Raw genomic sequence first — 23,634 nt, 5'->3', positions numbered from 1 at the left:
CCGAACCGCAGTTCAGTCGGGCGCCGTACGATCCTGCGCGCTGCTCTGCTGACCGGAGTTACCACCATGACCGCACCCCACCTCACCGGCTGCTCAACCACGAACGACCAGCCGGACCCCGACCGGCCCAAGACGTTGCCGAGCCCGGCGCCAAGCAGCTCATCACGGGGCAAGGTGCTGATCGCATACTTCTCCCGGCCCGGCGAGAACTACCACTATGGCGATCGCACCCACCTGAAGGTCGGCAACACCGAGGTCATGGCCCGCAAGATCCGCGACCTCATCGGCGGCGACATGTACCGGATCGAGGCCGCTGACCCGTACCCGAGGGCGACTCCCCTCCGAGTCGGATGGCTGGTCCTGCCGGTGGCCTTCGGTGGTGGTCAGTCCCCGCGGTCGGGCAGCCGGTCGCAGATCAGCCGGGCGACGAGTTCGGCTTCGTGCTGCACGAAATAATGACCCCCGCCCGGGATGACCTGCAGCGACACCTCCCGGGCGTAGTGTTCCCAGGCTCGGTAGCCGCTCGCGACGCCGTCCGTGGCCGGGTCCGCGTCGCCGATGACCACGTGAAGGGGGCTTCGCAGCCGATCCCACCGCTCCGCCGTGTCGATCAAGAACTGAATGCCCTCGCCCATGTCGTGCCGCAGGACACGCAGCACGTGCTGCAGATCTCGTTCGTCGAATGCGCGGTCGAACCCGCCCAGCGAGACCAGGAACTGGTGCAGCTCCTCGTCGCTGGTGTCGAGCGCGGTTTCGAGCGACTTGGGCGTTACGGACTGCGCAAACGCCGCCAGGTCCCAGGGCGCTCCCAGGTGGATCCCCGACGGGGTCAGGCCGCGGTCCTCCAGCCCCCGGGCAACCAGGACCGTCAGCAACGTGCCGGCGCAGTGCCCGTACAGGCTGAACGGTCCCTCGACGGAGGCGGCGATCTCCTCGACCAGCCGCTCCTTGGACTCGGTCCGGTCCGCCATGGGCTGGTCGGGCAGCACCGGGTCATGGCCCGGCAGGGCCACGGTCCACAGGTCGACATCCGGCGGCAGTTGTCCGGCCAGCGGCTGATACACGGTGGCGCTGCCGCCGCCGTAGGGAATGCAGACCAGGCTGTGTCGGGGGCGCTGGCCCACCGCCCGGTCCGGGGTCAGCCGGTGCAGCCAGCGGTGCGCGGCGCCGTCGTCGGCGGCCGTGGCCAGGTGCTCGGCGAGGGCCCGCGGTGTCGGGTTCTTGAACACCGCGATCACGGAGAGCCCCTGGCCGATGGCACGGGCGAGCGTCACGGCCTTGAAGGAGTCGCCGCCGATGTCGAAGAAGTTGTCGTCGATGCCGACTTCGGGGATGCCCAGGACCTGGCTCCAGGCCTCGACGATCTGCCGCTCACGTGCGTTGGTCGGCGGGGTCACCGCACCGGTCCTGCCCGTGGTGAGGGCGGGGGTGGGGGCGGGGAGCGCCTTGCGGTTCAGTTTTCCGTTGGTGGTCAGGGGGATGGCGTCGATCAGGACGTAGGCCGTCGGCACCATGTAGGAGGGCAGCAGGTTCTTCAACGCGGCGCGGAGCACGGCTGGTTCGGGGGCGACTTCGGTACCTCCGGACGCGGGGACCACGTACGCCGTCAGCACGCTGTCTCCGACGGCGTCGGCACGCACGAGGACCCGCGCCTCCGCCACGCCCTCCTGCGCGATCAGCGCCGCCTCGATCTCGCCCGGCTCGATGCGGAAGCCACGCAGCTTGATCTGGTCATCCGCCCGTCCCAGGTACTCCAGTTGACCGTCCCGCCGCCGGCGCGCCAGGTCGCCGGAGCGGTACAGGCGGCTTCCGGGCGGGCCGAACGGGTTGTCGACGAAGCGTTCGGCCGTCAGTTCCGGACGGTTGAGGTAGCCGCGGGCCAACTGGCCGCCTGCCACGTACATCTCGCCCGCGACACCGGCGGGAACCGGCCTGCGCTCGCCGTCCAGGACATGGACCTCCAGGCCGGGCAGGCCGATCCCGATGTTGCTGCCGGACTGCTCCGCCACCAGCCGCCTGGTCAACGCGAGATGACTGACGTGCACGGTGGTCTCGGTGATCCCGTACATGTTGACCAGCTCCGGCGCGTCCTCAGCGTGGCGCTCGTACCAGTCGCCGAGCCGGGCCAGGTCCAGCGCCTCGCCGCCGAACACCACGTACCGCAGGGAGAGTTGACTACCCAGGCCAGGTGCTTCCCGGTCGGCGTGCATCAGTTGATAGAACGCGGACGGCGTCTGGTTGAGGACGGTGACCCGTTCGCGTACCAGCAGTTCGAGGAAGTCCTGCGGGGAGCGGCTCACCTCGTACGGGACCATCACGAGGCGGCCGCCGTGGAGCAGCGCCCCCCACAGCTCCCACACCGAGAAGTCGAAGGCGTACGAGTGGAACATGGTCCACACGTCGTCCCCGTGGAAGCCGAACAGGCCCTGGCAGGCGGTGAACAGGCTGAGGACGTTCCGGTGTGTGACGACCACGCCCTTCGGGCGGCCGGTGGAGCCCGACGTGTAGATCACATACGCGGCGTCTGTGACGCGGGTCCGTGCCGTGCGCTCGGACGCGTCGAGGTCATGGCCCGGCAGCTCCGCGAGCGTCGCCTCCGTCTCGGGTTCGGTGAGCGAGACGAGGGGCACACTGCTGTCCGGGAGCCGGTCGGCGACGGCCTCGGTGGTGACGAGCAGCTCGGGGCCCGCGTCCTTGAGGATGTACGCGATCCTGTCGGCCGGGCTGTCCGGATCGATCGGGACGTACGCGGCCCCCGACTTCACGACCGCGAGCAGCGTCACGACCAGGTCGGCCGAGCGAGGCAGGGCGACGGCCACGAACCGGCCGGGCCCGGCACCGCGCCCCGTGAGGAGCCGCGCGAGCCGGTTCGCCCGCGCATTGAGCTCCGCGTAGTCGAGCGTGACGTCGTCGCAGGTCAACGCGGGGCTGTCGAGGCCCTTGGCCGCCTGCGTCTCGAAGGTCTCGGCCAGCGTGACCTCCGGCACCGCATCGATCGCCCCGCCGGCCCGTGCCCACGCCGCCAACTGCTCCCTCTCGGCCGCGTCCACCACGTCGACCTGGTCGATCGGCAGCGTGGGGTCGGCTACGACCTGCCGCAGCACCCGCACGAACCGGTCGGCGATCCGCTCGACCGAAACCCGGTCGAAGAGGTCGGTGGCGTACTCGATCAGGCCCTCCACCCTCCGCCCGTCCGCACAGGTGGACTCCGTGAGGTTGAAGAGCAGGTCGTACTTCGACACGCCAGTGCGCACATCCACGAACTCTGCTTCGAGACCAGGGAGTTCAAAACGGGCCCGGGTGACGTTCTGCCAGGACAGCATCACCTGAAACAGCGGGGGATAAGCGGTCGAGCGCTCCGGGTTGAGCACCTCCACGAGCCGCTCGAACGGCACGTCTTGGTTCTCGTACGCCGACAGCGCCTTGCCCCGCACCTGCCCCAAGAGCTCGGCGAAGGTCGGGTTGCCTCCCAGTTCGGCCCGCAGCACCCAGGTATTGACGAAGATCCCGATCAGGTCGTTGAGGGCTTCGTCGGTGCGGCCGGCGATCGGGGAGCCGATCGCGATGTCGTCGCCCGCGCCGAGCTTGCGCAGCAGCACGGCGAGCGCCGACTGCATGACCATCGAGACGGTCACCTCCCGCGACCGCGCCAACTCCTCCACAGAGGCAAGGAGTTCGCCGTCGACTGTAAAGTCGAGCAGGTCGCCGCGGTGGCTGGACTGTTCGGGCCTGGGGCGATCGGTGGGCAGCTGGATCGGCTGGGGGACGTCCCTCAACTCCTGCTGCCAGTAGTCGGACTGGCGCGACAGGATGCTGGACGGGTCGGACGCGTCACCGAGCAGGTCGTGCTGCCACAGGGTGTAGTCGGCGTACTGGACCGGCAGCGCGGCAAACTGGGGCGCGCGGCCCTCGCGGCGTGCGGTGTAGGCCGCCGAGACTTCTTGGATCAGTACCGCTATCGATTCACCGTCGCCGGCGATGTGGTGGATGACGAGGGTGAGGGTGTGTTCGTCGGGGCGGGTGCGCAGGATGTGGGCGCGTACGGGGATCTCCGAGGACAGATCGAAGGGGTGCCTGGCCAGTTCAGTGAGGGCGTCGGACGCCTGGTCCTCTGCGACTGTTTCCACGGGAATGTCGAGGATCGCTTTGTGGGTGGGCAGCACCTGTTGTGCGGGGATGCCGTTGGCGTCTTCGATGTATATGGTGCGCAGGCTCTCGTGGCGGGTGACCACGTCTTGGAGGGCGGCGGTGAGGGCGCTGGTGTCGAGGTTGCCGGTGAGCTTCAGGGTCAGTGGGATGTTGTAGGTGGCGGATGGGCCCTCGAATTTGTCCATGAACCACAGTCGGCGTTGTGCGAAGGACAGCGGGAGGGTGGCGGGGCGTTCGGTGGTGTGCTGGAGGGGGCGGCGGAGTGGGGTGCTGCGCGTGGTCAGGTGTGCGGCGAGTTCCGCGATGGTGGGTGATCCGAACACGGTCTTGATGGGGATTTCGGAGGCGAGTTCGGTACGGATGCGGCTGATGAGCCGGGTCACCAGGAGCGAGTGGCCGCCGAGGGTGAAGAAGTTGTCATCGATTCCGATGGGCTGCCGGTCGAGGCCCAGGACCTCGGCGAACAGTTCGGCCAGGGTCTTTTCCTGAGTCGTGCGGGGTGCCCGGTATGCGCCTCGGGTGAGTTCCGGCTTTGGTAGTGCGGCACGGTCGAGCTTCCCGTTGGGCATGAGCGGGAGGCGGTCGAGCAGTACGAAGGCCGAGGGCACCATGAACTCCGGCAGGCGACCGGCGACGAACCCGCGCAGGTCCTCGACCGTGATCCCGTCGTTCGTGGCCGGGACGATGTATCCGATGAGTTGGTTGCCGGTGTTGGTGCCGGTGCTGTCGTGGGTGATGACGACGGCCTGCGCGATGGCGGGGTGGGTGGTGAGGGCGGCTTCGATTTCGCCGGGTTCGATGCGGAAGCCTCGGATTTTGACTTGGTTGTCGCTGCGGCCGAGGTATTCGAGTCGGCTGTCGGTGTTCCAGCGGGCCTGGTCGCCGGTGCGGTACATGCGGGTGCCGGGTTCGCCATACGGGTCGGGTATGAATCGGTCGGCGGTCAGTTCGGGGCGGTGGTGGTAGCCGCGGGCGATGTTGCCGCCCACATACAGTTCGCCTGCTACGCCCATGGGGACAGGCTGAAGAGCAGAGTTGAGGACGTAGGTGCGCATGTTTCCCAACGGGACGCCAATCGGCGTGACGCCCTGAGTGTTCCAGTCCACCTCGCCGTCGAGGGTGAAGGTGGTGGCGTAGAACGACTCGGTCTGTCCGTAGGCGTTGACGACGCGGACCGCTGGGAAGAGTTTCCTGACTCGGCTGACCAGGCGAGCGGGCAGGGCCTCGCCGGCGAAGACCAGGGTGTCGATGGTGGTGTTCCCGCTCAGTTGGTCGGCCAGTTCGGCGAAGGCGGAGGGGACGGTGGAGATGATGTGGCCGCTCCAGGTGGGGCGCTCGCCCAGGGCCAGCACGTCGTGGATGATCTCGATGCTGCCGCCGTGGCAGAGGCTGGTGAACAGCTCGAACACCGACACGTCGAAGTTGATGGAGGTGCTGGCCAGGGCACGACGGCCCGGGCCGGCCGCGATGCACTGTGCCAGGCGGGAGATGCCGTTCACCACACCGGCGTGCGTGACCGCGACGCCCTTGGGTGTCCCGCTCGATCCCGAGGTGTACATCACATATGCCAGGTCCCGAGGCTCCACCGCGCACTCGGGCCCGAGATCGCTGCCGTCACCTTCGAGCAGATCGACCTCATCCAGGAACAACACATCCGCACCGGTCTGCGGCAGTACCGCCATGGTGTCTGTGTTCGTGAGGATCAGGCGGGGGTTGGCCTCACCCAGGATGAAGTCCAGCCGTTGGCTCGGATACCTCGGATCGACCGGCAGATATGCGGCTCCCGCCTTCCACACCGCCAGCAATCCGACGACCAACTCGACGGATCGTGGCAGCGAGACCGCCACCACTGAACCACGGCTCACGCCTTTGCGGGCCAGTACACGCGCCAGCCGGTTCGCGCGCGCGTTCAACTGCGCGTATGACACCTCCTGGCCGTGACACACCACAGCCACCGCGTCCGCCGACCCGACCGCCCGCCGCTCGAACAACTCCGCAACCGACGCACCCGCAACCGGCGCCGATGTGTCGTTGACCACGGCCAACCGCTCACGTTCCACGGACTCCAGGACATCCACCCGCCCCACCGGGACCTGCGGATCCACCACCAACTGCCGCAGCACCCGCACGAACAGACCGGCGATACGCTCGACCGTCTCGCGGTCGAAAAGGTCGGTGGCGTACTCGATCAGGCCCTGTACGTCTCGTCCGTGCGACCCGGACCGCTCCGTGAGGTTGAAGAAGAGGTCGAACTTCGCGGTGCCTGTGATGACGTGCACGAAATCCACCCGCAGGCCCGGCAGGGTGAAGTCGGTCTGGGTGAAGTTCTGCCAGGCGAACATCACCTGGAACAGCGGGTGGTAAGCGGTGGAGCGGTCGGGGTTGAGAAGCTCCACCAGCCGTTCGAAGGGCGCGTCTTGGTTTCCGTAGGCGCCGAGCGCCTTCTCCTTCACCTGGTCCAACAACGCGTCGAAGGTCAGGGCCCCCGTGAGCTGCGCCCGCAGCACCCACGTATTGACGAAGAAGCCGATCAGATCGTTGAGGGCTTCGTCGGTGCGGCCGGCGATCGGGGAGCCGATCGCGATGTCGTCGCCCGCGCCCAGCTGGTGCAGCAGTACGGCGAGCGCCGACTGTAGGACCATTGAGACGGTCACGTTGCGCTCGTGCGCCAACTCCTCGATTTTGCCGAGCAGTTCGGCATCCAGAGCGAATTCGATCATGTCACCACGGTGGCTGGCCCTCGGCGGGCGCGGTCGGTCCGTGGGGAGCTGAAGCGGCTGCGGCATACCGGCGAGTTCCTCGTGCCAGTATCCGGTCTGAGCGGCCAGCAGACTCTCCGGATCGCTCTCCTGGCCGAGCAGGTCGTGCTGCCACAGGGTGTAGTCGGCGTACTGGACCGGCAGCGCGGCAAACTGGGGCGCGCGGCCCTCGCGGCGTGCGGTGTAGGCCGCCGAGATCTCTTGGATCAGTACCGCTATCGATTCACCGTCGCCGGCGATGTGGTGGATGACGAGGGTGAGGGTGTGTTCGTCGGGGCGGGTGCGCAGGATGTGGGCGCGTACGGGGATCTCCGAGGACAGATCGAAGGGGTGCCTGGCCAGTTCAGTGAGGGCGTCGGACGCTTGGTCCTCTGTGACCGTTTCCACGGGAATGTCGAGGATCGCTTTGTGGGTGGGCAGCACTTGTTGTGCGGGGATGCCGTTGGCGTCTTCGATGTATATGGTGCGCAGGCTCTCGTGGCGGGTGACTACGTCTTGGAGGGCGGCGGTGAGGGCGCTGGTGTCGAGGTTGCCGGTGAGCTTCAGGGTCAGTGGGATGTTGTAGGTGGCGGATGGGCCCTCGAATTTGTCCATGAACCACAGTCGGCGTTGTGCGAAGGACAGCGGGAGGGTGGCGGGGCGTTCGGTGGTGTGCTGGAGGGGGCGGCGGAGTGGGGTGCTGCGTGTGGTCAGGTGTGCGGCGAGTTCCGCGATGGTGGGTGATCCGAACACGGTCTTGATGGGGATTTCGGAGGCGAGTTCGGTACGGATGCGGCTGATGAGCCGGGTCACCAGGAGCGAGTGGCCGCCGAGGGTGAAGAAGTTGTCATCGATTCCGATGGGCTGCCGGTCGAGGCCCAGGACCTCGGCGAACAGTTCGGCCAGGGTCTTTTCCTGAGTCGTGCGGGGTGCCCGGTATGCGCCTCCGGTGAATTCCGGCTTCGGTAGTGCGGCACGGTCGAGCTTCCCGTTGGGCATCAGCGGGAGGCGGTCGAGCAGTACAAAGGCCGAGGGCACCATGAACTCCGGCAGCCTGCTCAAGGCAAAGTCCCGCAGTTCCCGGGCGGAAATCCCCGCGGTCAGGTCCAACTCCATGTCCCCCGGGCCTTCGTCACCCCGGCGATTGTCGCCCGCGCTCACGGGAACGACATAACCCACCAGCTGCTTTGCGGAGTTGTTTCCGGAGGCGCCTCTGGTGCTGTCGTGGGTGATGACGACGGCCTGCGCGATGGCGGGGTGCGCGGTGAGGGCGGCTTCGATTTCGCCGGGTTCGATGCGGAAGCCTCGGATTTTGACTTGGTTGTCGCTGCGGCCGAGGTATTCGAGTCGGCTGTCGGTGTTCCAGCGGGCCTGGTCGCCGGTGCGGTACATGCGGGCGCCGGGTTCGCCATACGGGTCGGGTATGAATCGGTCGGCGGTCAGTTCGGGGCGGTGGTGGTAGCCGCGGGCGATGTTCCCGCCCACATACAGTTCGCCCGCCACACCCATGGGGACAGGCTGAAGAGCAGAGTTGAGGACGTAGGCACGCATGTTTCCCAACGGGACGCCAATCGGCGTGACGCCCTGAGTGTTCCAGTCCACCTCGCCGTCGAGGGTGAAGGTGGTGGCGTAGAACGACTCGGTCTGTCCGTAGGCGTTGACGACGTGGACCGCTGGGAAGAGTTTCCTGACTCGGCTGACCAGGCGAGCGGGCAGGGCCTCGCCGGCGAAGACCAGGGTGTCGATGGTGGTGTTCCCGCTCAGTTGGTCGGCCAGTTCGGCGAAGGCGGAGGGGACGGTGGAGATGATGTGGCCGCTCCAGGTGGGGCGCTCGCCCAGGGCCAGCACGTCGTGGACGATCTCGATGCTGCCGCCGTGGCAGAGGCTGGTGAACAGCTCGAACACCGACACGTCGAAGTTGATGGAGGTGCTGGCCAGGGCACGACGGCCCGGGCCGGCCGCGATGCACTGTGCCAGGCGGGAGATGCCGTTCACCACACCGGCGTGCGTGACCGCGACGCCCTTGGGTGTCCCGCTCGATCCCGAGGTGTACATCACATATGCCAGGTCCCGAGGCTCCACCGCGCACTCGGGCCCGAGATCGCTGCCGTCACCTTCGAGCAGATCGACCTCATCCAGGAACAACACATCCGCATCGGTCTGCGGCAGTACTGCCATGGTGTCTGTGTTCGTGAGGATCAGGCGGGGGTTGGCCTCACCCAGGATGAAGTCCAGCCGTTGGCTCGGATACCTCGGATCGACCGGCAGATATGCGGCTCCCGCCTTCCACACCGCCAGCAATCCGACGACCAACTCGATGGACCGTGGCAGCGAGACCGCCACCACTGAACCACGGCTCACGCCTTTGCGGGCCAGTACACGCGCCAGCCGGTTCGCGCGCGCGTTCAACTGCGCGTATGACACCTCCTGGCCGTGACACACCACAGCCACCGCGTCCGCCGACCCGACCGCCCGCCGCTCGAACAACTCCGCAACCGACGCACCCGCAACCGGCGCCGATGTGTCGTTGACCACGGCCAACCGCTCACGTTCCACGGACTCCAGGACATCCACCCGCCCCACCGGGACCTGCGGATCCACCACCAACTGCCGCAGCACCCGCGCCAGACGGGAGGCGATCTGTTCGGCCGAGTCCTGCTGCAACAGGTGCTGCTGGTAGTGGAGCCCCAGCCGCAGTTGGGGCTCGACTTCGGCCATCACGGTCAGTGGGTAGTGGGTGCTGGAGATCGGACGGATGCCGGTGACCGCGATCCCGGCCGCCGCGTTCGCCTCGTTGATGCCGAGCCGGTCCACCGGATACGACTCGAACACCACGAGCGTGTCGAAGAGCGTCGGAATGCCGGTGGCCTGCTGGATGTCGGACAGCCCGTGGTGGTGATGGTCCAGGAGGGTCGCCTGCCGCTCCTGGAGTCCGATCAGGAGCTGGGCGAACGACTCGTCTGGCGCGCACTTCACCCGTACTGGAAGCGTGTTGATGAACATGCCGACCATCGCGTCGACCCCGTGCACTGCGGCCGGCCGACCCGAGACCGTCGCGCCGAACATTACGTCCGCGCGCCCCGTCAACTGCCCCAGCAGCACGGCCCAGGCACCTTGAACGAGCGTGTTGACCGTTACACCCAGCTCGGCAGCACGCCGGGACAGCCCCTTGGCGTCCTCAGGCGACAACGGCACGGCCGCCAGTCCGACACCCGAACTCTCCACGTCGGTGACGGCCTCGGGCAGCAGCAGCGTCGGCTCGTCCACGCCGTCGAGTTCCTTGGCCCAGGCCCGAGCCGACGCCTCGTGGTCCTGGCGGCCGAGCCAGGCCAGGAAGTCACGGTAACCACGGATCTGCGGCAGTACGGTCGCGTCGCCGCTCGACCCGTACAGCGTCATCAGGTCCCGCATCAGGATCGGGAACGACCAGCCGTCGAAGAGGACGTGGTTGGCGGTCAGGACCAGTTCGCAGTGGTCGGGGCCCATCCTGACCAGGGTGAGCCGCAGCATGGGGGGCGTGGCCGGGTCGAAGTGCGCGGCGTGGTCCTCGGCGAGGAAACTCTCGAACGCCTCACTGCGGGCCTTATCGGGGAGTTCGCTCAAGTCGACTTCGTACCAAGGAAGGTCGACGCCGTGGACCACGATCTGAACCTCGTGTCCTGCGGAGTCGGTGACGAACGCGGTGCGCAGATTGGGATACCGGTCGAGCAGGGCCTGACCGGCCGCGCGCATGCGGTCCGCGTCGACCGAGCCGGACAGATGAAAGGCCAACTGCATCTGGTAGGCGTCGTAGGCGGAGTCGGCCAGCATCGTGTGGAAGAGCAGGCCGGACTGGAGGGCGGTGAGGGGCCAGACGTCGGAGAGGGTTGGGTAGCGCCGCTCCCACACCTCGATGTCCTGCTGGCTCGCTCGTACCAAGGAGAGGTCCGACGGGGTGAACCCGCCCGCGTCGGGACCCGCGACGTGCCGGGCGAGGCCCTCCAACGCCGCGCACCACAGATCCGCGAGTTCCTGCACCTCGGCACGGTTCAGCACCCCCGTTGGGAACCCGATCACCGCGTCGAGCTGAACACCCTCTTCGGTGTCCACGACGAGGGCGTTGATATCCACCGTCGACATGGCGGGCCGATCAGCCCCGGGAGGCGCCTCCAGCTCGGCTACCTGGGTCCAGCCGAGGCCGCGCAGGTGCGCGGGCATGTCGGCGGTGGAGAAGCGGCCCAGGTAGTTGAAGCCGATCTGGCCGGACGCGTACTGTGCCAGCTCGGCGCTCGTCCGGTCGTTGAGGTAGCGCAGCAGACCGTACCCAAGTCCCTTGTCGGGCGCCGCCAGAAGCTGCTCCTTGACCGCCTTGAGCACACCACCGGCTGCCGCACCCCCGGCCAGCGCCTCGTCGAGATCGAACCCGGCGGTGTCCAGACGCACTGGGAACATGCTCGTGAACCAGCCCACGGTGCTCGACAGATCTGCGCCCGGCACCACTTCCTGCTCACGACCATGGCCCTCCAACTTCACCAGCGTGGACGGTTCCTCCACCCCGCGCCCTCGCCGCCACTTCGCCACTGCGAGGGCAAGCGCGGTCAGCAGTCCGTCATTCACGCCACCACGGAAGGCCGCGGGCACTGATGTCAGCAGGGCCTGCGTCACCTCCGGTGAGACCCGCACCCGGACGCGGTCGACGGTGGACATCACATCCACCACCGGATCCAGTACACGCGAACCCAGTAGCGGATCGGGACCGTCCAATATCGAGCACCACATCGGCAGTTCCGCTACCCGCTCAGGGCTGTGGGCCTCGTCGATCAGGGCGTGGGTCCAACGCCGCACCGAGGTTCCGACGCCGGGAAGGCTCGGCCGCTGACCGTTGCTGACCTGCCGCCATGCCTCGGCCAGGTCCGGCAGCAGGATCCGCCAGGACACCCCATCCACGACCAGATGGTGGAGCACAACCCACAGCCGTCCCGCATCACCGGAGGCCGGAGTGAACCAGACGAACTGAGCCATCACCCCGCCGGTCGGCTTCAGACGCCCGGCCGCCGCGTCCAGCTCGGCCGCCACCTGCCGGTCCCACTCCTCGCCTCCCCACCGGCCGTCACACTCGACGCGCCGGATCAGGCCTGCCACACCCACGGAGTCCGCCGGACCGACGCGCAGGGACCAGTCGGTGCCGTCGAGGATGAGGCGGGAGCGCAGGATGTCGTGCCGGTCGATGACCGCCTGCAGCGTTGCGTGGAGATCGTCCGCGTCGATGTCCTCTGGCAGATCGAGCAGCATGGCCATCGCGAACCGGTCGTAGCCGCCGCCCAGTTCGAGCATGTATTCGGCGATGGGCGGCAGTGGCACGACGCCCGTGCCGCCACCCTCGAACTCGTCCAGCACGGCCGTGGTCCGCGTACTTCCCGCGGCCTCGGCCAGTTCCGCGACGGTCCGCCGCTCGAAGATCTGCCGCGGGGAGACCTCGATGCCCTGAGCACGCGCCCGGGTGACCACCTGGATCGACCGGATGCTGTCGCCGCCGATGACGAAGAAGTCATCGTCGATGCTCACCCGGTCAAGCCCGAGAACGCCGGCATAGACTTCCGCGAGGATCTCCTCCACCCGCGTACGCGGTGCCCGGTATTCGCCTCGGGTGAGTTCCGGCTTTGGTAGTGCGGCACGGTCGAGCTTGCCGTTGGGCATGAGCGGGAGGCGGTCGAGCAGTACGAAGGCCGAGGGCACCATGAACTCCGGCAGCCTGCTCAGGGCAAAGTCCCGCAGTTCCCGGGCGGAAATCCCCGCGGTCAGGTCCAACTCCATGTCCCCCGGGCCTTCGTCACCCCGGCGATTGTCGCCCGCGCTCACGGGAACGACATAACCCACCAGCTGCTTTACGGAGTTGTTTCCGGAGGCGCCTCTGGTGCTGTCGTGGGTGATGACGACGGCCTGCGCGATGGCGGGGTGCGCGGTGAGGGCGGCTTCGATTTCGCCGGGTTCGATGCGGAAGCCTCGGATTTTGACTTGGTTGTCGCTGCGGCCGAGGTATTCGAGTCGGCTGTCGGTGTTCCAGCGGGCCTGGTCGCCGGTGCGGTACATGCGGGCGCCGGGTTCGCCATACGGGTCGGGTATGAATCGGTCGGCGGTCAGTTCGGGGCGGTGGTGGTAGCCGCGGGCGATGTTGCCGCCCACATACAGTTCGCCTGCTACGCCCATGGGGACAGGCTGAAGAGCAGAGTTGAGGACGTAGGTGCGCATGTTTCCCAACGGGACGCCAATCGGCGTGACGCCCTGAGTGTTCCAGTCCACCTCGCCGTCGAGGGTGAAGGTGGTGGCGTAGAACGACTCGGTCTGTCCGTAGGCGTTGACGACGCGGACCGCTGGGAAGAGTTTCCTGACTCGGCTGACCAGGCGAGCGGGCAGGGCCTCGCCGGCGAAGACCAGGGTGTCGATGGTGGTGTTCCCGCTCAGTTGGTCGGCCAGTTCGGCGAAGGCGGAGGGGACGGTGGAGATGATGTGGCCGCTCCAGGTGGGGCGCTCGCCCAGGGCCAGCACGTCGTGGATGATCTCGATGCTGCCGCCGTGGCAGAGGCTGGTGAACAGCTCGAACACCGACACGTCGAAGTTGATGGAGGTGCTGGCCAGGGCACGACGGCCCGGTCCCGCCGCGATGCACTGTGCCAGGCGGGAGATGCCGTTCACCACACCGGCGTGCGTGACCGCGACGCCCTTGGGTGTCCCGCTCGATCCCGAGGTGTACATCACATATGCCAGGTCCCGAGGCTCCACCGCGCACTCGGGCCCGAGATCGCTGCCGTCACCTTCGAGCAGATCGACCTCATCCAGGAACAACACATCCGCACCGGTCTGCGGCAGTACTGCCATGGTGTCTGTGTCCGTGAGGATCAGGCGGGGGTTGGCCTCACCCAGGATGAAGTCCAGCCGTTGGCTCGGATACCTCGGATCGACCGGCAGATATGCGGCTCCCGCCTTCCACACCGCCAGCAATCCGACGACCAACTCGATGGACCGTGGCAGCGAGACCGCCACCACTGAACCACGGCTCACGCCTTTGCGGGCCAGTACACGCGCCAGCCGGTTCGCGCGCGCGTTCAACTGCGCGTATGACACCTCCTGGCCGTGACACACCACAGCCACCGCGTCCGCCGACCCGGCCGCCCGCCGCTCGAACAACTCCGCAACCGACACCTCTGCCGTCGGCGCCGATGTGTCGTTGACCACGGCCAACCGCTCACGTTCCACGGACTCCAGGACATCCACCCGCCCCACCGGGACCTGCGGATCCACCACCACCGCCCGGATGAATTCCAGCAATTGCGCGGAGAAGAGTTCCAGATCGGCATCTCCATAATGCTGGCCATTACCCTCGAAAGATATCTGGAGGTCGCCGACGACACGGCTGTCGTAGTACATGATAATCATTAGCTCATCGGTCACGCCCGGGCTGCAGCCGTCCCAAGCGGTCGTGCAGTCGTCGAATTCCATACCCGTGACAAAAGGCAGGACATTGACGCACGTACCGAAGGGCGAGCTGGCGATCGAGCCATCGATTCCCGAGCCGCGCCGTATGGCGGCAACCTCATATGCGGAGTGCCGAATTCCGGCCTTCATTTCGGAGGCCACCGCATGGGCGACCTCCGCGAAACTGGATGACAGCGGCACCCGAACGCGCAGTGGAACAATATTGGCCCGCATTCCGTACGTGTCCCTCATGGCGCCGGCGCGGCTCGCGACAGGGGTCGAGAGGGTGAATTCCTGTGGATTTCCCAGGTGACGGAAGAACGCGGCCGTCGCGGCCGTCAAGAGTATCGGCGCCGACACACCGATGGAGTCGGCGACGTCCGCCCACCGAGCCATCTCACCCCGGTCGACATTCACAACGCGCCGCAGGGCAACCGGAGTGTCGGAGCTGCGCTCACCCTGTAGTCGCGCTGCGGGGGGCAGATCCTCAAGGTAGTTCCGCCAGTACGTCACGTCCTCCTGGAACTGGGCGGATCCGTAGTAGCGGGCGTCCTCCTCGTTGATCTCCTCCGGCCCTGCGGACGTGAACTCCGGCAACGGTGTGCCGTGCTTCAGCGCCGCGTAGACGTCGTTGATCCGGCGCGTCAGCAGCCGGAGCATGCCATACCCGTCGGTCACCACGTGATGGATGACGATCGCCAGCATGAACCGGGATTCACTCAGCTTCAGCACGCCCGCGCGGAACAGCAGATCACACTGGAAGTCGAATGGCTCCCTGTCGAGCCCAGAAACCAGCACTCGCGCCGCAGCTTCCGGGTCCGTTTCGTCACGCAAGTCGATGACGGACGGCGCCCAGTCGCCGATGTCGCGCACCACTTGCCGCAGTCCGTCGCTTGTCTCCATGAAATTGACGAGTGCGTTGCTGTGCTCGTTGAACACTTTCTGCAGCGTGCGGACGAGGGTTTCCACATCCAGCTCGCCATCGATCATCCAGCGCGCGCCAATATTGTTCGGCACATCGGGAGCGAACTTCTGCGACAGCCAAATGCCTTCCTGCCTGGGAGACACCTTGAAGGACTCGAAAGACTGCATGGCCATCAAACTCCTTGCGGCACTGGGCACGGGTTCGGGCAAGCGCGTCGCGAGTCTCTCTTTGTGTGACGCCTCCGGTCAATCGAGGCAGTTGAAAAACCTACCCATGGCCTCCTCTGGCCGGAGTATTCCGGTCATGTTCCGGATGCCCCGCACAATGAAGCCCTTTCATCTTGAAAGGTGCTGGTCAGCAGGTCTGGTGTGATGATTCGGCGAGGAATTCGGGCTGGTTGCGACCAGGACGGCTTCCGCCAAGACCTGCACGAGGCCGGCCTGCCGTATGTCCTGGCGCTCAAGGCCCACCGCGGCACCTGGGCCCACTACACCGACGCCCACACTCCCATCGACGCCGCGAACACTCGCCTGGCACGGCCCCGAGCGTCCCGGCGACAGGACGCCGGTCGAGGCGGGAGCCCTGGAACCCGAACTGCCGCCCAGCGCGGCGGCGTACGCGGCCTTCCTGCGCTCGGTCGCGGACGCCCTGGAGATCCTCCGGGACAAGCGCGGCGCGGCCTGAGGGCCGGGCCTATGGCCGCGCCCCTGCCCACGCACCGACCGGCCCTATTCGTTCCTGTCCGCAGTCTGTCTTCCCATTTACTGCGAGGCGTGCAGGAGCCTACCGTCTCGTACGGCGTTCTCGATCGATCATGTTCTGCTCGTACGAAAGGAACTGCCCGATGACCACCCTCTTCGACCAGTGGGGCATCCATCCCCACCACTTCTGGCTTCGCGGTCAACACCCCGAGAATCCCGTCGCGTTCGACGAGCAGACCTCGACGTGGAACGTCTACGGCTACGACGAGGTGCAGGAGATTCTCGCGCACCCGAAGACGTTCTCGTCCGGGACCGCGGACCTCGTGGCCGTCGAGGTCGACCCGGAGGTGATGGAGGGGAACCTCCTGCAGATGGACCCGCCGGGCCATGGGAAGCTGCGCAAGCTGGTCAGCAGCGCCTTCACCCCGAAAATGGTCGCCGACCTCGAACCGAAGATCGTCAAGCTCACCCATGAGCTGCTCGACCAGGTGCAGGGACAGGACCGGATCGAGCTGGTCGGCGACCTCGCCTACCCGCTGCCCGTCATCGTCATCGCCGAGCTGCTCGGCGTGCCCGCCTCCGACCGGGACCTCTTCCGGGGATGGGCGGAGCGGATGATGGAGACCTCCATCGAACTCCTGAAGGCCGAGCGGGGCGAGGAGCAGGAGCGCGCCTTCAAGGAGCAGATGGACAGCATAGCGAAGCTCCGCGACTATCTGCGCGTGCACGTCGTCGAACGCCGCAAGCACCCGCGCGAGGACCTGCTGACGAGACTCGTCGAGGCCCGGGTCGACGGAGAGCGGCTCAGCGACAACGAGGTGGTGAACTTCGCCTACATCCTGCTGATCGCCGGGCACATCACCACCACGCTGCTGATCGGCAACACCGCGCTCTGCCTCGACGCCCACCCCGAGGAGGACGCGCTGCTGCGCGCCGACCGCTCGCGGATTCCGGGCGTCCTCGAGGAAACGCTGCGGTTCCTCACTCCGTTCTCGCTCGCCCTGCGCGCCACCACCACCGAGGTGGAGCTCTCGGGGCAGCGGATCCCGTCGGGCCAGATGGTCATGCTCTGGCTCTCGTCGGCCAACCGCGACCCGCGACAGTTCGAGCGCCCCGACGTGTTCGACCCGTCGCGTGCGTCCAACGCGCACCTCGGCTTCGGCCGCGGTATCCACTTCTGCCTCGGCGCGCCGCTGGCCCGGTTGGAGGGCCGGATCGTCCTGGACATCCTCCTCGACCGGTTCCCGGTGCTGCGCACGGACACCGCGATGCCCCCCACCTTCATGCAGGCCGACCACATGACGGGCGCCAGGAGCCTGCCGCTGCTTACCCGCGCGTGAGCGATGGGCGCGGCCGCACTATCTCCCGACGTACCGGGGACACCGTGGTCTGAAGGCCTGGCCGGACAGCGGGCAGCGGGCCCGGCAGGTACGCCCGTAGAGCCGGCCGCCGCGCTGCCCCCTGCCGGAGCCTCGTCGACGCGATCGGCGGCGGCCGACTGCTGGGGGCGGAGATGACGATTCGGAGCCGAGGCGGGTCGGGTCGGGTCGTCAGCTGCGGTCCAGGACGGTCGCGAGTGCCTCCCGCAACGCCGTTTCCGGGTTCGCCGACGGCCCCTGGGACCGCCAGGCGACGAAACCGTCGGGGCGGATCAGTACCGCACCGTCCTGGGTGACTCCGTGGACCTCCGCCCAGTCCATGTCGTTCTCGGGGGACAGCTCCGCGTCGGGCCCGTTGCCGATCCGGTACGCGTCGAGCGGGACGGACAGCCGTTGTGCGACGTTCTTCGCCGCCGTGTGCCACTTGTCGGCGGAGGACAGGAGCACCATGGAACGCTCGTACAGGTCGAGGGTGGAGATCCGGCTGCCGGAGCGGTTCAGCCACATGTGTGGCGCCCGGCTGCCCGGTTCGCCCGTCAGCCGCATGCCGTCGGGGACGATCGGCATCGACTGGTCGGCGCCCAGGACCGCGCCGCGCGGATAGCGGTAGGCCAGCGCCACGTTGAGGATTCCGCCGGTCTTGCCGCCGGGGCCGCCGGACCCCCTGGGACCGCCGACTCCCGGGGCGGGGGTGTACCCGGGGTGGCTGTGCTCGACCGAACGCGACGAGGCGCGAGCGCTGGTCGCCTCCGCGACCGGGCGGCGCTCGGCGTCGTAGGACTCCAGCAGTCCGGGCCCGGCCCAGCCGCCCAGTACGGCGGCCAGCTTCCAGGCGAGGTTGTGTGCGTCCTGGATACCGGTGTTGGAGCCGAACGCCCCGGTGGGGGACATCTCGTGGGCCGAGTCGCCGGCCAGGAACACCCTGCCGTCCGCGTACCGCTCGGCCACCCGCTCGGCGGCGTGCCAGGCGGCCCTGCCGGTGATCCGCACATCGAGATCGGGTACGCCCACGGCCCGCCGGATGTGGTTCGCGCACCGCTCGTCGGTGAACTCCTCCAGGGTTTCGCCGTGTTCGGGGTGCCAGGGCGCGTGGAAGACCCAGTGCTCCTCGTTGTCGACCGGCAGCAGCGCCCCGTCGGCCTCCGGGTCGGTCAGATAGCAGACGATGAAACGCCGGTCACCGACGACGTCCGCGAGGCCGCGGGAGGCGAAGGTGACGCTCACGTTGTGGAACAGGTCGCCCGGTCCGTTCTGCCCGATGCCGAGCCGCTCGCGGACGGGGCTGCGCGGACCGTCCGCCGCGACCAGGTAGTCCGCGCGGATGGTGCTGTGCTCGCCCGTGTCCCGGCTCTTGAGCTGCGCGGTGATCCCCTGGGCGTCCTGCTCGAAGGACATCAGCTCGGTGGAGAACCGCAGATCTCCGGTCAGCTCCCGGGCGCTCTTCAGCAGCACCGGCTCGAGGTCGTTCTGGCTGCACAGACACCACGCGCCGGGGCTGAAGCGGGCGAGGCCGCCGCCCGGGTCGATCTCCTTGAACAGCCATTCGCCTGCGTCGCCCACCAGGGTGGGCGTCTGCATGATGCCGTGGTTGTCCGCCAGGACCGATGCGGCCTCCTCGATGTGCCGCTGCACCCCGGCCACCCGGAACAGCTCCATCGTGCGCACGTTGTTCCCGCGTCCGCGTGGATGGATCGAGGTGCCCGAGTGGCGCTCGACGAGCACATGCGGCACGCCGAGCCGCCCCAGGAACAGCGAGGTGGACAGGCCCACCAGAGAGCCGCCCACGATCAGGACCGGCGTGTGCTGACCGACCTCGCCGGCCTCTTCCAATCGGTTCATTGATTGCCTCCGGCGTCACCTGCGACGTGAGGCGACGTGAGTCGGGGATGGGATGCCGGCCGCGTTGGACGGCCACCAGTTTCCATGCCCGGTGAGGAGCGGATCGCGCGCTCCGGGCACCCGGATGGCACGCAGTTCACTCGTCCGCACCGGCGGGCTCGCGCGTATCCGGGGTCCCGTCAACGATCGGCACATGGCGACCCCGGCCTTTGGGACACGGCGGTCGTTCCTGACCTTCCGTGAGAAGAGAAAGAGGTGTGCCGGATGGCCATTTCGGGACGTATATCGCAATCGGCGTTCGACGGCTCCAAGCTTCGGGTGATTCTGCTGCTCGACCTGTACGAGGGGGCCCAGCAGCAATTCCTCGACGCGTACGAACACATGCGCAATCAGGTCGCGTCCGTCCCCGGGCACCTCAGCGACCAGCTCTGCCAGTCGATCGAGAACCCCTCGCAGTGGCTCATCACCAGCGAATGGGAGAGCGCCCCGCCCTTCCTCGCCTGGGTGAACAGTGAGGAGCACGTCGAAACGGTGCGGCCGATGCACAGCTGCGTCCGGGACACCCGGTCGATGCGCTACAGCATTCTTCGGGAGACCAGCCCCGCCCAGCCGCTCGGCCGGGAGTCGGCCAAGGCGGGCAAGCAGGTCGCGGCCCGAGCGGGCGAAGGTGTGGCACGCCATGCCCTCACCTTCACCGTCAAGCCGGGCTCCGAGTCGAAGGTCGCGGAGATCCTGGCCGGGTACGAGTCGCCGCAGGCCCAGGTCGACGACACCACCAAGCTGCGGCGCACCTCGCTCTTCATGCACGGCAACCGCGTCGTGCGAGCGGTGGAGGTGGAGGGCGACCTCATGGCGGCGCTGCGTCACGTCGCCCGTCAGCCCGAGGTGCGGGCGGTCGAGGAGGCCATCAACCCGTACCTGGAGCAGGACCGGGACCTGACCGACGCCGACTCGGCGCGGGTCTTCTTCACCCGGGCCGCGCTCCCGGCCGTGCACCACGTGGTGTCCGGCCGCAAGGTACCCGCCGGCGTGCGCCGTCACGCCCTCTACTACCCGGCCAAGCCAGGCTGCGGGATGGAGCTGGCCCGGCTGCTCGCCCACCAGGACGAGGCCGCGGCGGACGACCCGAAGAGCCCGGTGTACGGCAGCACGGTCTTCCAGCGCGACGACATCGTGGTGCGTCTCATCGACATCACGGGCGAGCTGGACAGGGACCCCATCGCCTCCCTCGGCCTCAAGGGCCCGAAGAGGGCCGCGGAGCTGGAGCGCCTCCTCGACGGTGCCGCGATCGGCGTCGAGGGCTCCCTGGAGACGGAACGCAACATCAACCGCCTCCTGTCGCACGCGGACATGATGCCCATCACCGACCGCTCGGCGGATTCCTGACGTAGGGCCGCGGCACCCGTCCGCGGCCCTCCCTCCCCGGACGTCACTGCCACACCCGGAGGTATCAAGCATGATCAAGAAGCATCCACGCATCGTGGACCTGAGCGAGACGGAGCCCAACCGCAGGCGCGGAGGCGACATCCGGGCCATGCTCACGCCCGCCACGGCGGGGTCCACCAGCGGCTTCATGGGCCTGGCCATCATCCAGCCCGGCGAGCGCATCGGCGAGCACTACCACCCTTACTCCGAGGAGTTCGTGTTCGTCGTCACGGGTGCGCTCGAGGTGGACCTGGACGGCGACACGCACGCGCTCCAGCCCGATCAGGGCCTGCTGATCCCGATCAACATGCGGCACCGCTTCCGCAACGTCGGCGACAAGGAAGCCCGCATGGTCTTCCACCTGGGCCCGCTCGCCCCGCGTCCGAGCCTCGGCCACGTCGACACGGAGGTGACCGACGACACCGCGCCCGGCCTCGAGTTCGCCACCGCCGGGGCGGACCTGTCCGCGCCGGATCACGGACGGCCGTCCGAGCGAAGCGGGGCCATAAAGTGACCCGGCGGGTGGCCGTCACCGGTATCGGTGTGGTCGCTCCGGGCGGCACCGGGGCGACGGCGTTCTGGGACCTCCTCGCAGCCGGCCGCACCGCGACCCGCGGCATCACGCTGTTCGATCCGGCGGGCCTGCGCTCGCGCATAGCCGCCGAATGCGACTTCGACCCGCTCGCGCACGGCCTCGACCCGGAGCTGAGCGAACACGCCGACCGGTACATCCAGTTCGCCGTGGTCGCCGCGGGAGAAGCCGTAAGCGACTCCGGACTCGACGCCGGCCGGGAGAACCCCTGGCGGATCGGAGTCTCGCTGGGCAGCGCCGTCGGCGGCACCACCCGCCTGGAACACGATTACGTCCTGGTCAGCGAGGGAGGCCGGCGGTGGGACGTGGACCACCGCGCGGCCGACCCACAGCTGCACCTGGCGTTCTCGCCCAGCACACTCGCCTCGGTCGTAGCCGAGCAGTTCGGCGCCCAGGGACCGGTGCAGACCGTCTCCACCGGCTGCACCTCCGGACTCGACGCGGTCGGCTACGCCTTCCACACCATAGGGGAGGGCCGGGCGGACGTGTGCATCGCCGGGGCGTCGGACTCGCCGATATCCCCGATCACCATGGCCTGCTTCGACGCCATCAAGGCGACCTCACCCAACAATGACGACCCCGAACACGCCTCCCGGCCCTTCGACGCCCACCGCAACGGCTTCGTGATGGGCGAGGGAGCGGCGGTACTGGTCCTGGAGGAGTACGAGCACGCCCGAGCCCGTGGCGCGCACGTCTACTGCGAGATCAGCGGCTACGCCACCTACGGCAACGCCTACCACATGACCGGCCTGACCAGCGAGGGGCTGGAGATGGCCCGGGCGATCGACACCACGTTCGACCAGGCCCGCCTCGACCCCACGCTGATCGACTACGTCAACGCGCACGGCTCGGGCACCCGGCAGAACGACCGGCACGAGACCGCCGCGGTCAAGAAGTCCCTGGGCGCGCACGCCTACGACATACCCATGAGCTCCATCAAGTCCATGGTGGGGCACTCGCTGGGTGCGATCGGCGCGATAGAGGTCGTCGCCTGTGTCCTCGCCCTGAAGCACCAAGTGGTGCCGCCCACGGCGAACTACGAAACTCCCGACCCCGAGTGCGACCTGGACTACGTGCCGCGCACCGCACGCCCGCGGAAGCTGAGGAACGTGCTCTCCGTGGGCAGCGGATTCGGCGGTTTCCAGTCCGCGGTGCTCCTGACCGGGCCGGGTGGGAGGACAAGATGAGCACTGAGCGCCCTCGGCGCGCGGCCATCACCGGGATCGGTGTGATCGCGCCCAACGGACTGCGCGCCGACGCTTACTGGAAGTCCGTCCGGGAAGGTCTCGTCGTCCTGGACCGGATCACCCGCGAGGGGTGCGAGCATTTGCCGCTCCGTGTCGCGGGCGAGGTCCGGTCCTTCGACGCCGCGGCCCTCATCGAGGAGCGGTTCCTGGTGCAGACGGACCGCTTCAGCCACTTCGCGATGGCCGCGACCGTCCTCGCCCTGGACGACGCCGGCCTCGGCGGCGGGGACCCCGACGACCCGTACGACATCGGCGTGGTCACCGCGGCAGGGTCCGGCGGCGGCGAGTTCGGACAGCGGGAACTCCAGAAGCTGTGGGGTCAGGGCTCCCGGTACGTCGGCCCGTACCAGTCCATCGCCTGGTTCTACGCCGCCAGCACCGGCCAGATCTCCATCCGGGGCGGCTTCAAGGGGCCCTGTGGAGTGGTCGCGAGCGACGAAGCGGGTGGACTGGACTCCATCGCGCTCGCCGCCCGGGGCGTACGGCGCGGAACCGGCGCGGTGGTCGTCGGATCCGCGGAAGCGCCCCTGGCCCCGTACTCGATGGTGTGCCAGCTCGGCTACCCCGAGATCAGCACCGTCGAGGAACCCGACCGCGCCTACCGGCCCTTCACCGCGGGAGCCTGCGGCTTCGCTCCCGCGGAGGGGGGAGCGATGCTGATCGTGGAGGACGAGACCCGCGCCCGCGACCGTGGGGCGGCCGTCCGGGCCATCGTGGCCGGCCATGGGGCCACGTTCACCGGAGCCTCCCGCTGGGAGCGGTCCAGAGAGGGGCTCGCCCACGCGATCCGGGGCGCCCTCGACGAGGCCGGCTGTGCCCCGGAGGAGATCGACGTCGTGTTCGCCGACGCCCTGGGTGTACCGGAGGCGGACCGCGCCGAAGCCCTGGCCATCGCCGACGCCCTCGGGGCGCACGGCACCCGCGTACCCGTCACGGCACCCAAGACCGGAATCGGGCGGGCCTACTGCGCGGCACCCGTGCTGGACACCGCGGCCGCGGTGCTCGCCATGGAGAACGGCCAGGTACCCCCCACCCCCCACGTGCTCGACATCTGCCACGACCTCGACCTGGTGATGTCGAGCGCCCGCCCCGCCGAGCTCCACACGGCCCTAGTCCTCAGCAGGGGACTCATGGGCTCCAACGCGGCGCTGGTAGTGCGCCGCGGCGGCGACTCCGCCCGGTAGGAC

9 protein-coding genes are annotated in these 23,634 nt (G+C 68.2%); 7 read left to right on the top strand and 2 right to left on the bottom strand.

Annotation, left to right across the window (positions count from 1 at the left end; translation table 11 throughout):
- Positions 1–66: 66 nt before the first annotated feature.
- Positions 67–456 carry a hypothetical protein gene (locus OG747_RS04565; protein WP_405878000.1) on the top strand — a complete coding sequence of 130 codons (390 nt, stop codon included), beginning with the start codon at positions 67–69 and terminating at the stop codon, positions 454–456.
- Here OG747_RS04565 and OG747_RS04560 read toward each other — a convergent pair.
- Entirely contained in the window at positions 384–15,431 is a 15,048-nt protein-coding gene (locus OG747_RS04560; RefSeq protein WP_405877999.1) for an amino acid adenylation domain-containing protein, read from the bottom strand. The genes OG747_RS04565 and OG747_RS04560 overlap by 73 nt on opposite strands.
- A 280-nt stretch (positions 15,432–15,711) precedes the next feature.
- Here OG747_RS04560 and OG747_RS04555 point away from each other — a divergent pair, with 280 nt between their 5' ends.
- Positions 15,712–15,948, top strand: a complete 237-nt coding sequence (locus tag OG747_RS04555; RefSeq protein ID WP_405877998.1) for a hypothetical protein — start codon at positions 15,712–15,714, stop codon at positions 15,946–15,948.
- Between the two features lie 160 nt (positions 15,949–16,108).
- On the top strand, positions 16,109–17,305 hold the full coding sequence (locus tag OG747_RS04550) for a cytochrome P450 (protein WP_405877997.1): 1,197 nt from the start codon (positions 16,109–16,111) through the stop codon (positions 17,303–17,305).
- Between the two features lie 210 nt (positions 17,306–17,515).
- Here the strand turns inward: OG747_RS04550 and OG747_RS04545 are convergent, their stop codons facing one another.
- Positions 17,516–19,183 carry an FAD-dependent oxidoreductase gene (locus tag OG747_RS04545; RefSeq protein ID WP_405877995.1) on the bottom strand — a complete coding sequence of 556 codons (1,668 nt, stop codon included), beginning with the start codon at positions 19,181–19,183 and terminating at the stop codon, positions 17,516–17,518.
- A gap of 264 nt (positions 19,184–19,447) precedes the next feature.
- Between OG747_RS04545 and OG747_RS04540 the strand changes: the two genes are divergently transcribed.
- From OG747_RS04540 to OG747_RS04525, 4 genes are all read left to right on the top strand, one after another.
- Positions 19,448–20,569 (top strand): SchA/CurD-like domain-containing protein, encoded by a 1,122-nt coding sequence (locus OG747_RS04540; protein ID WP_405877994.1) that lies wholly within the window; start codon positions 19,448–19,450, stop codon positions 20,567–20,569.
- Positions 20,570–20,639: 70 nt separating this feature from the next.
- The gene (locus OG747_RS04535) at positions 20,640–21,122 is read left to right on the top strand and encodes a cupin domain-containing protein (protein WP_405877992.1); all 483 of its coding nucleotides are present in this window, start codon (positions 20,640–20,642) and stop codon (positions 21,120–21,122) included.
- A complete protein-coding gene (locus tag OG747_RS04530; protein ID WP_405877990.1) occupies positions 21,119–22,387 on the top strand; it encodes a beta-ketoacyl-[acyl-carrier-protein] synthase family protein in 1,269 nt (422 codons plus the stop codon). The genes OG747_RS04535 and OG747_RS04530 overlap by 4 nt, the downstream gene beginning before the upstream one ends.
- Positions 22,384–23,631: a ketosynthase chain-length factor gene (locus tag OG747_RS04525; protein WP_405877989.1), complete on the top strand. Its 1,248-nt coding sequence runs from the start codon at positions 22,384–22,386 to the stop codon at positions 23,629–23,631. The genes OG747_RS04530 and OG747_RS04525 overlap by 4 nt, the downstream gene beginning before the upstream one ends.
- The last annotated feature ends 3 nt before the right edge of the window (positions 23,632–23,634 follow it).

It is taken from the genome of Streptomyces sp. NBC_01384 (assembly GCF_045040035.1).
In the GTDB taxonomy this organism is placed as follows: Bacteria; Actinomycetota; Actinomycetes; order Streptomycetales; family Streptomycetaceae; genus Streptomyces.
The sequence above is the reverse complement of the archived record's forward strand: the minus strand, read 5'-3'. Positions and strand labels throughout refer to the sequence as shown.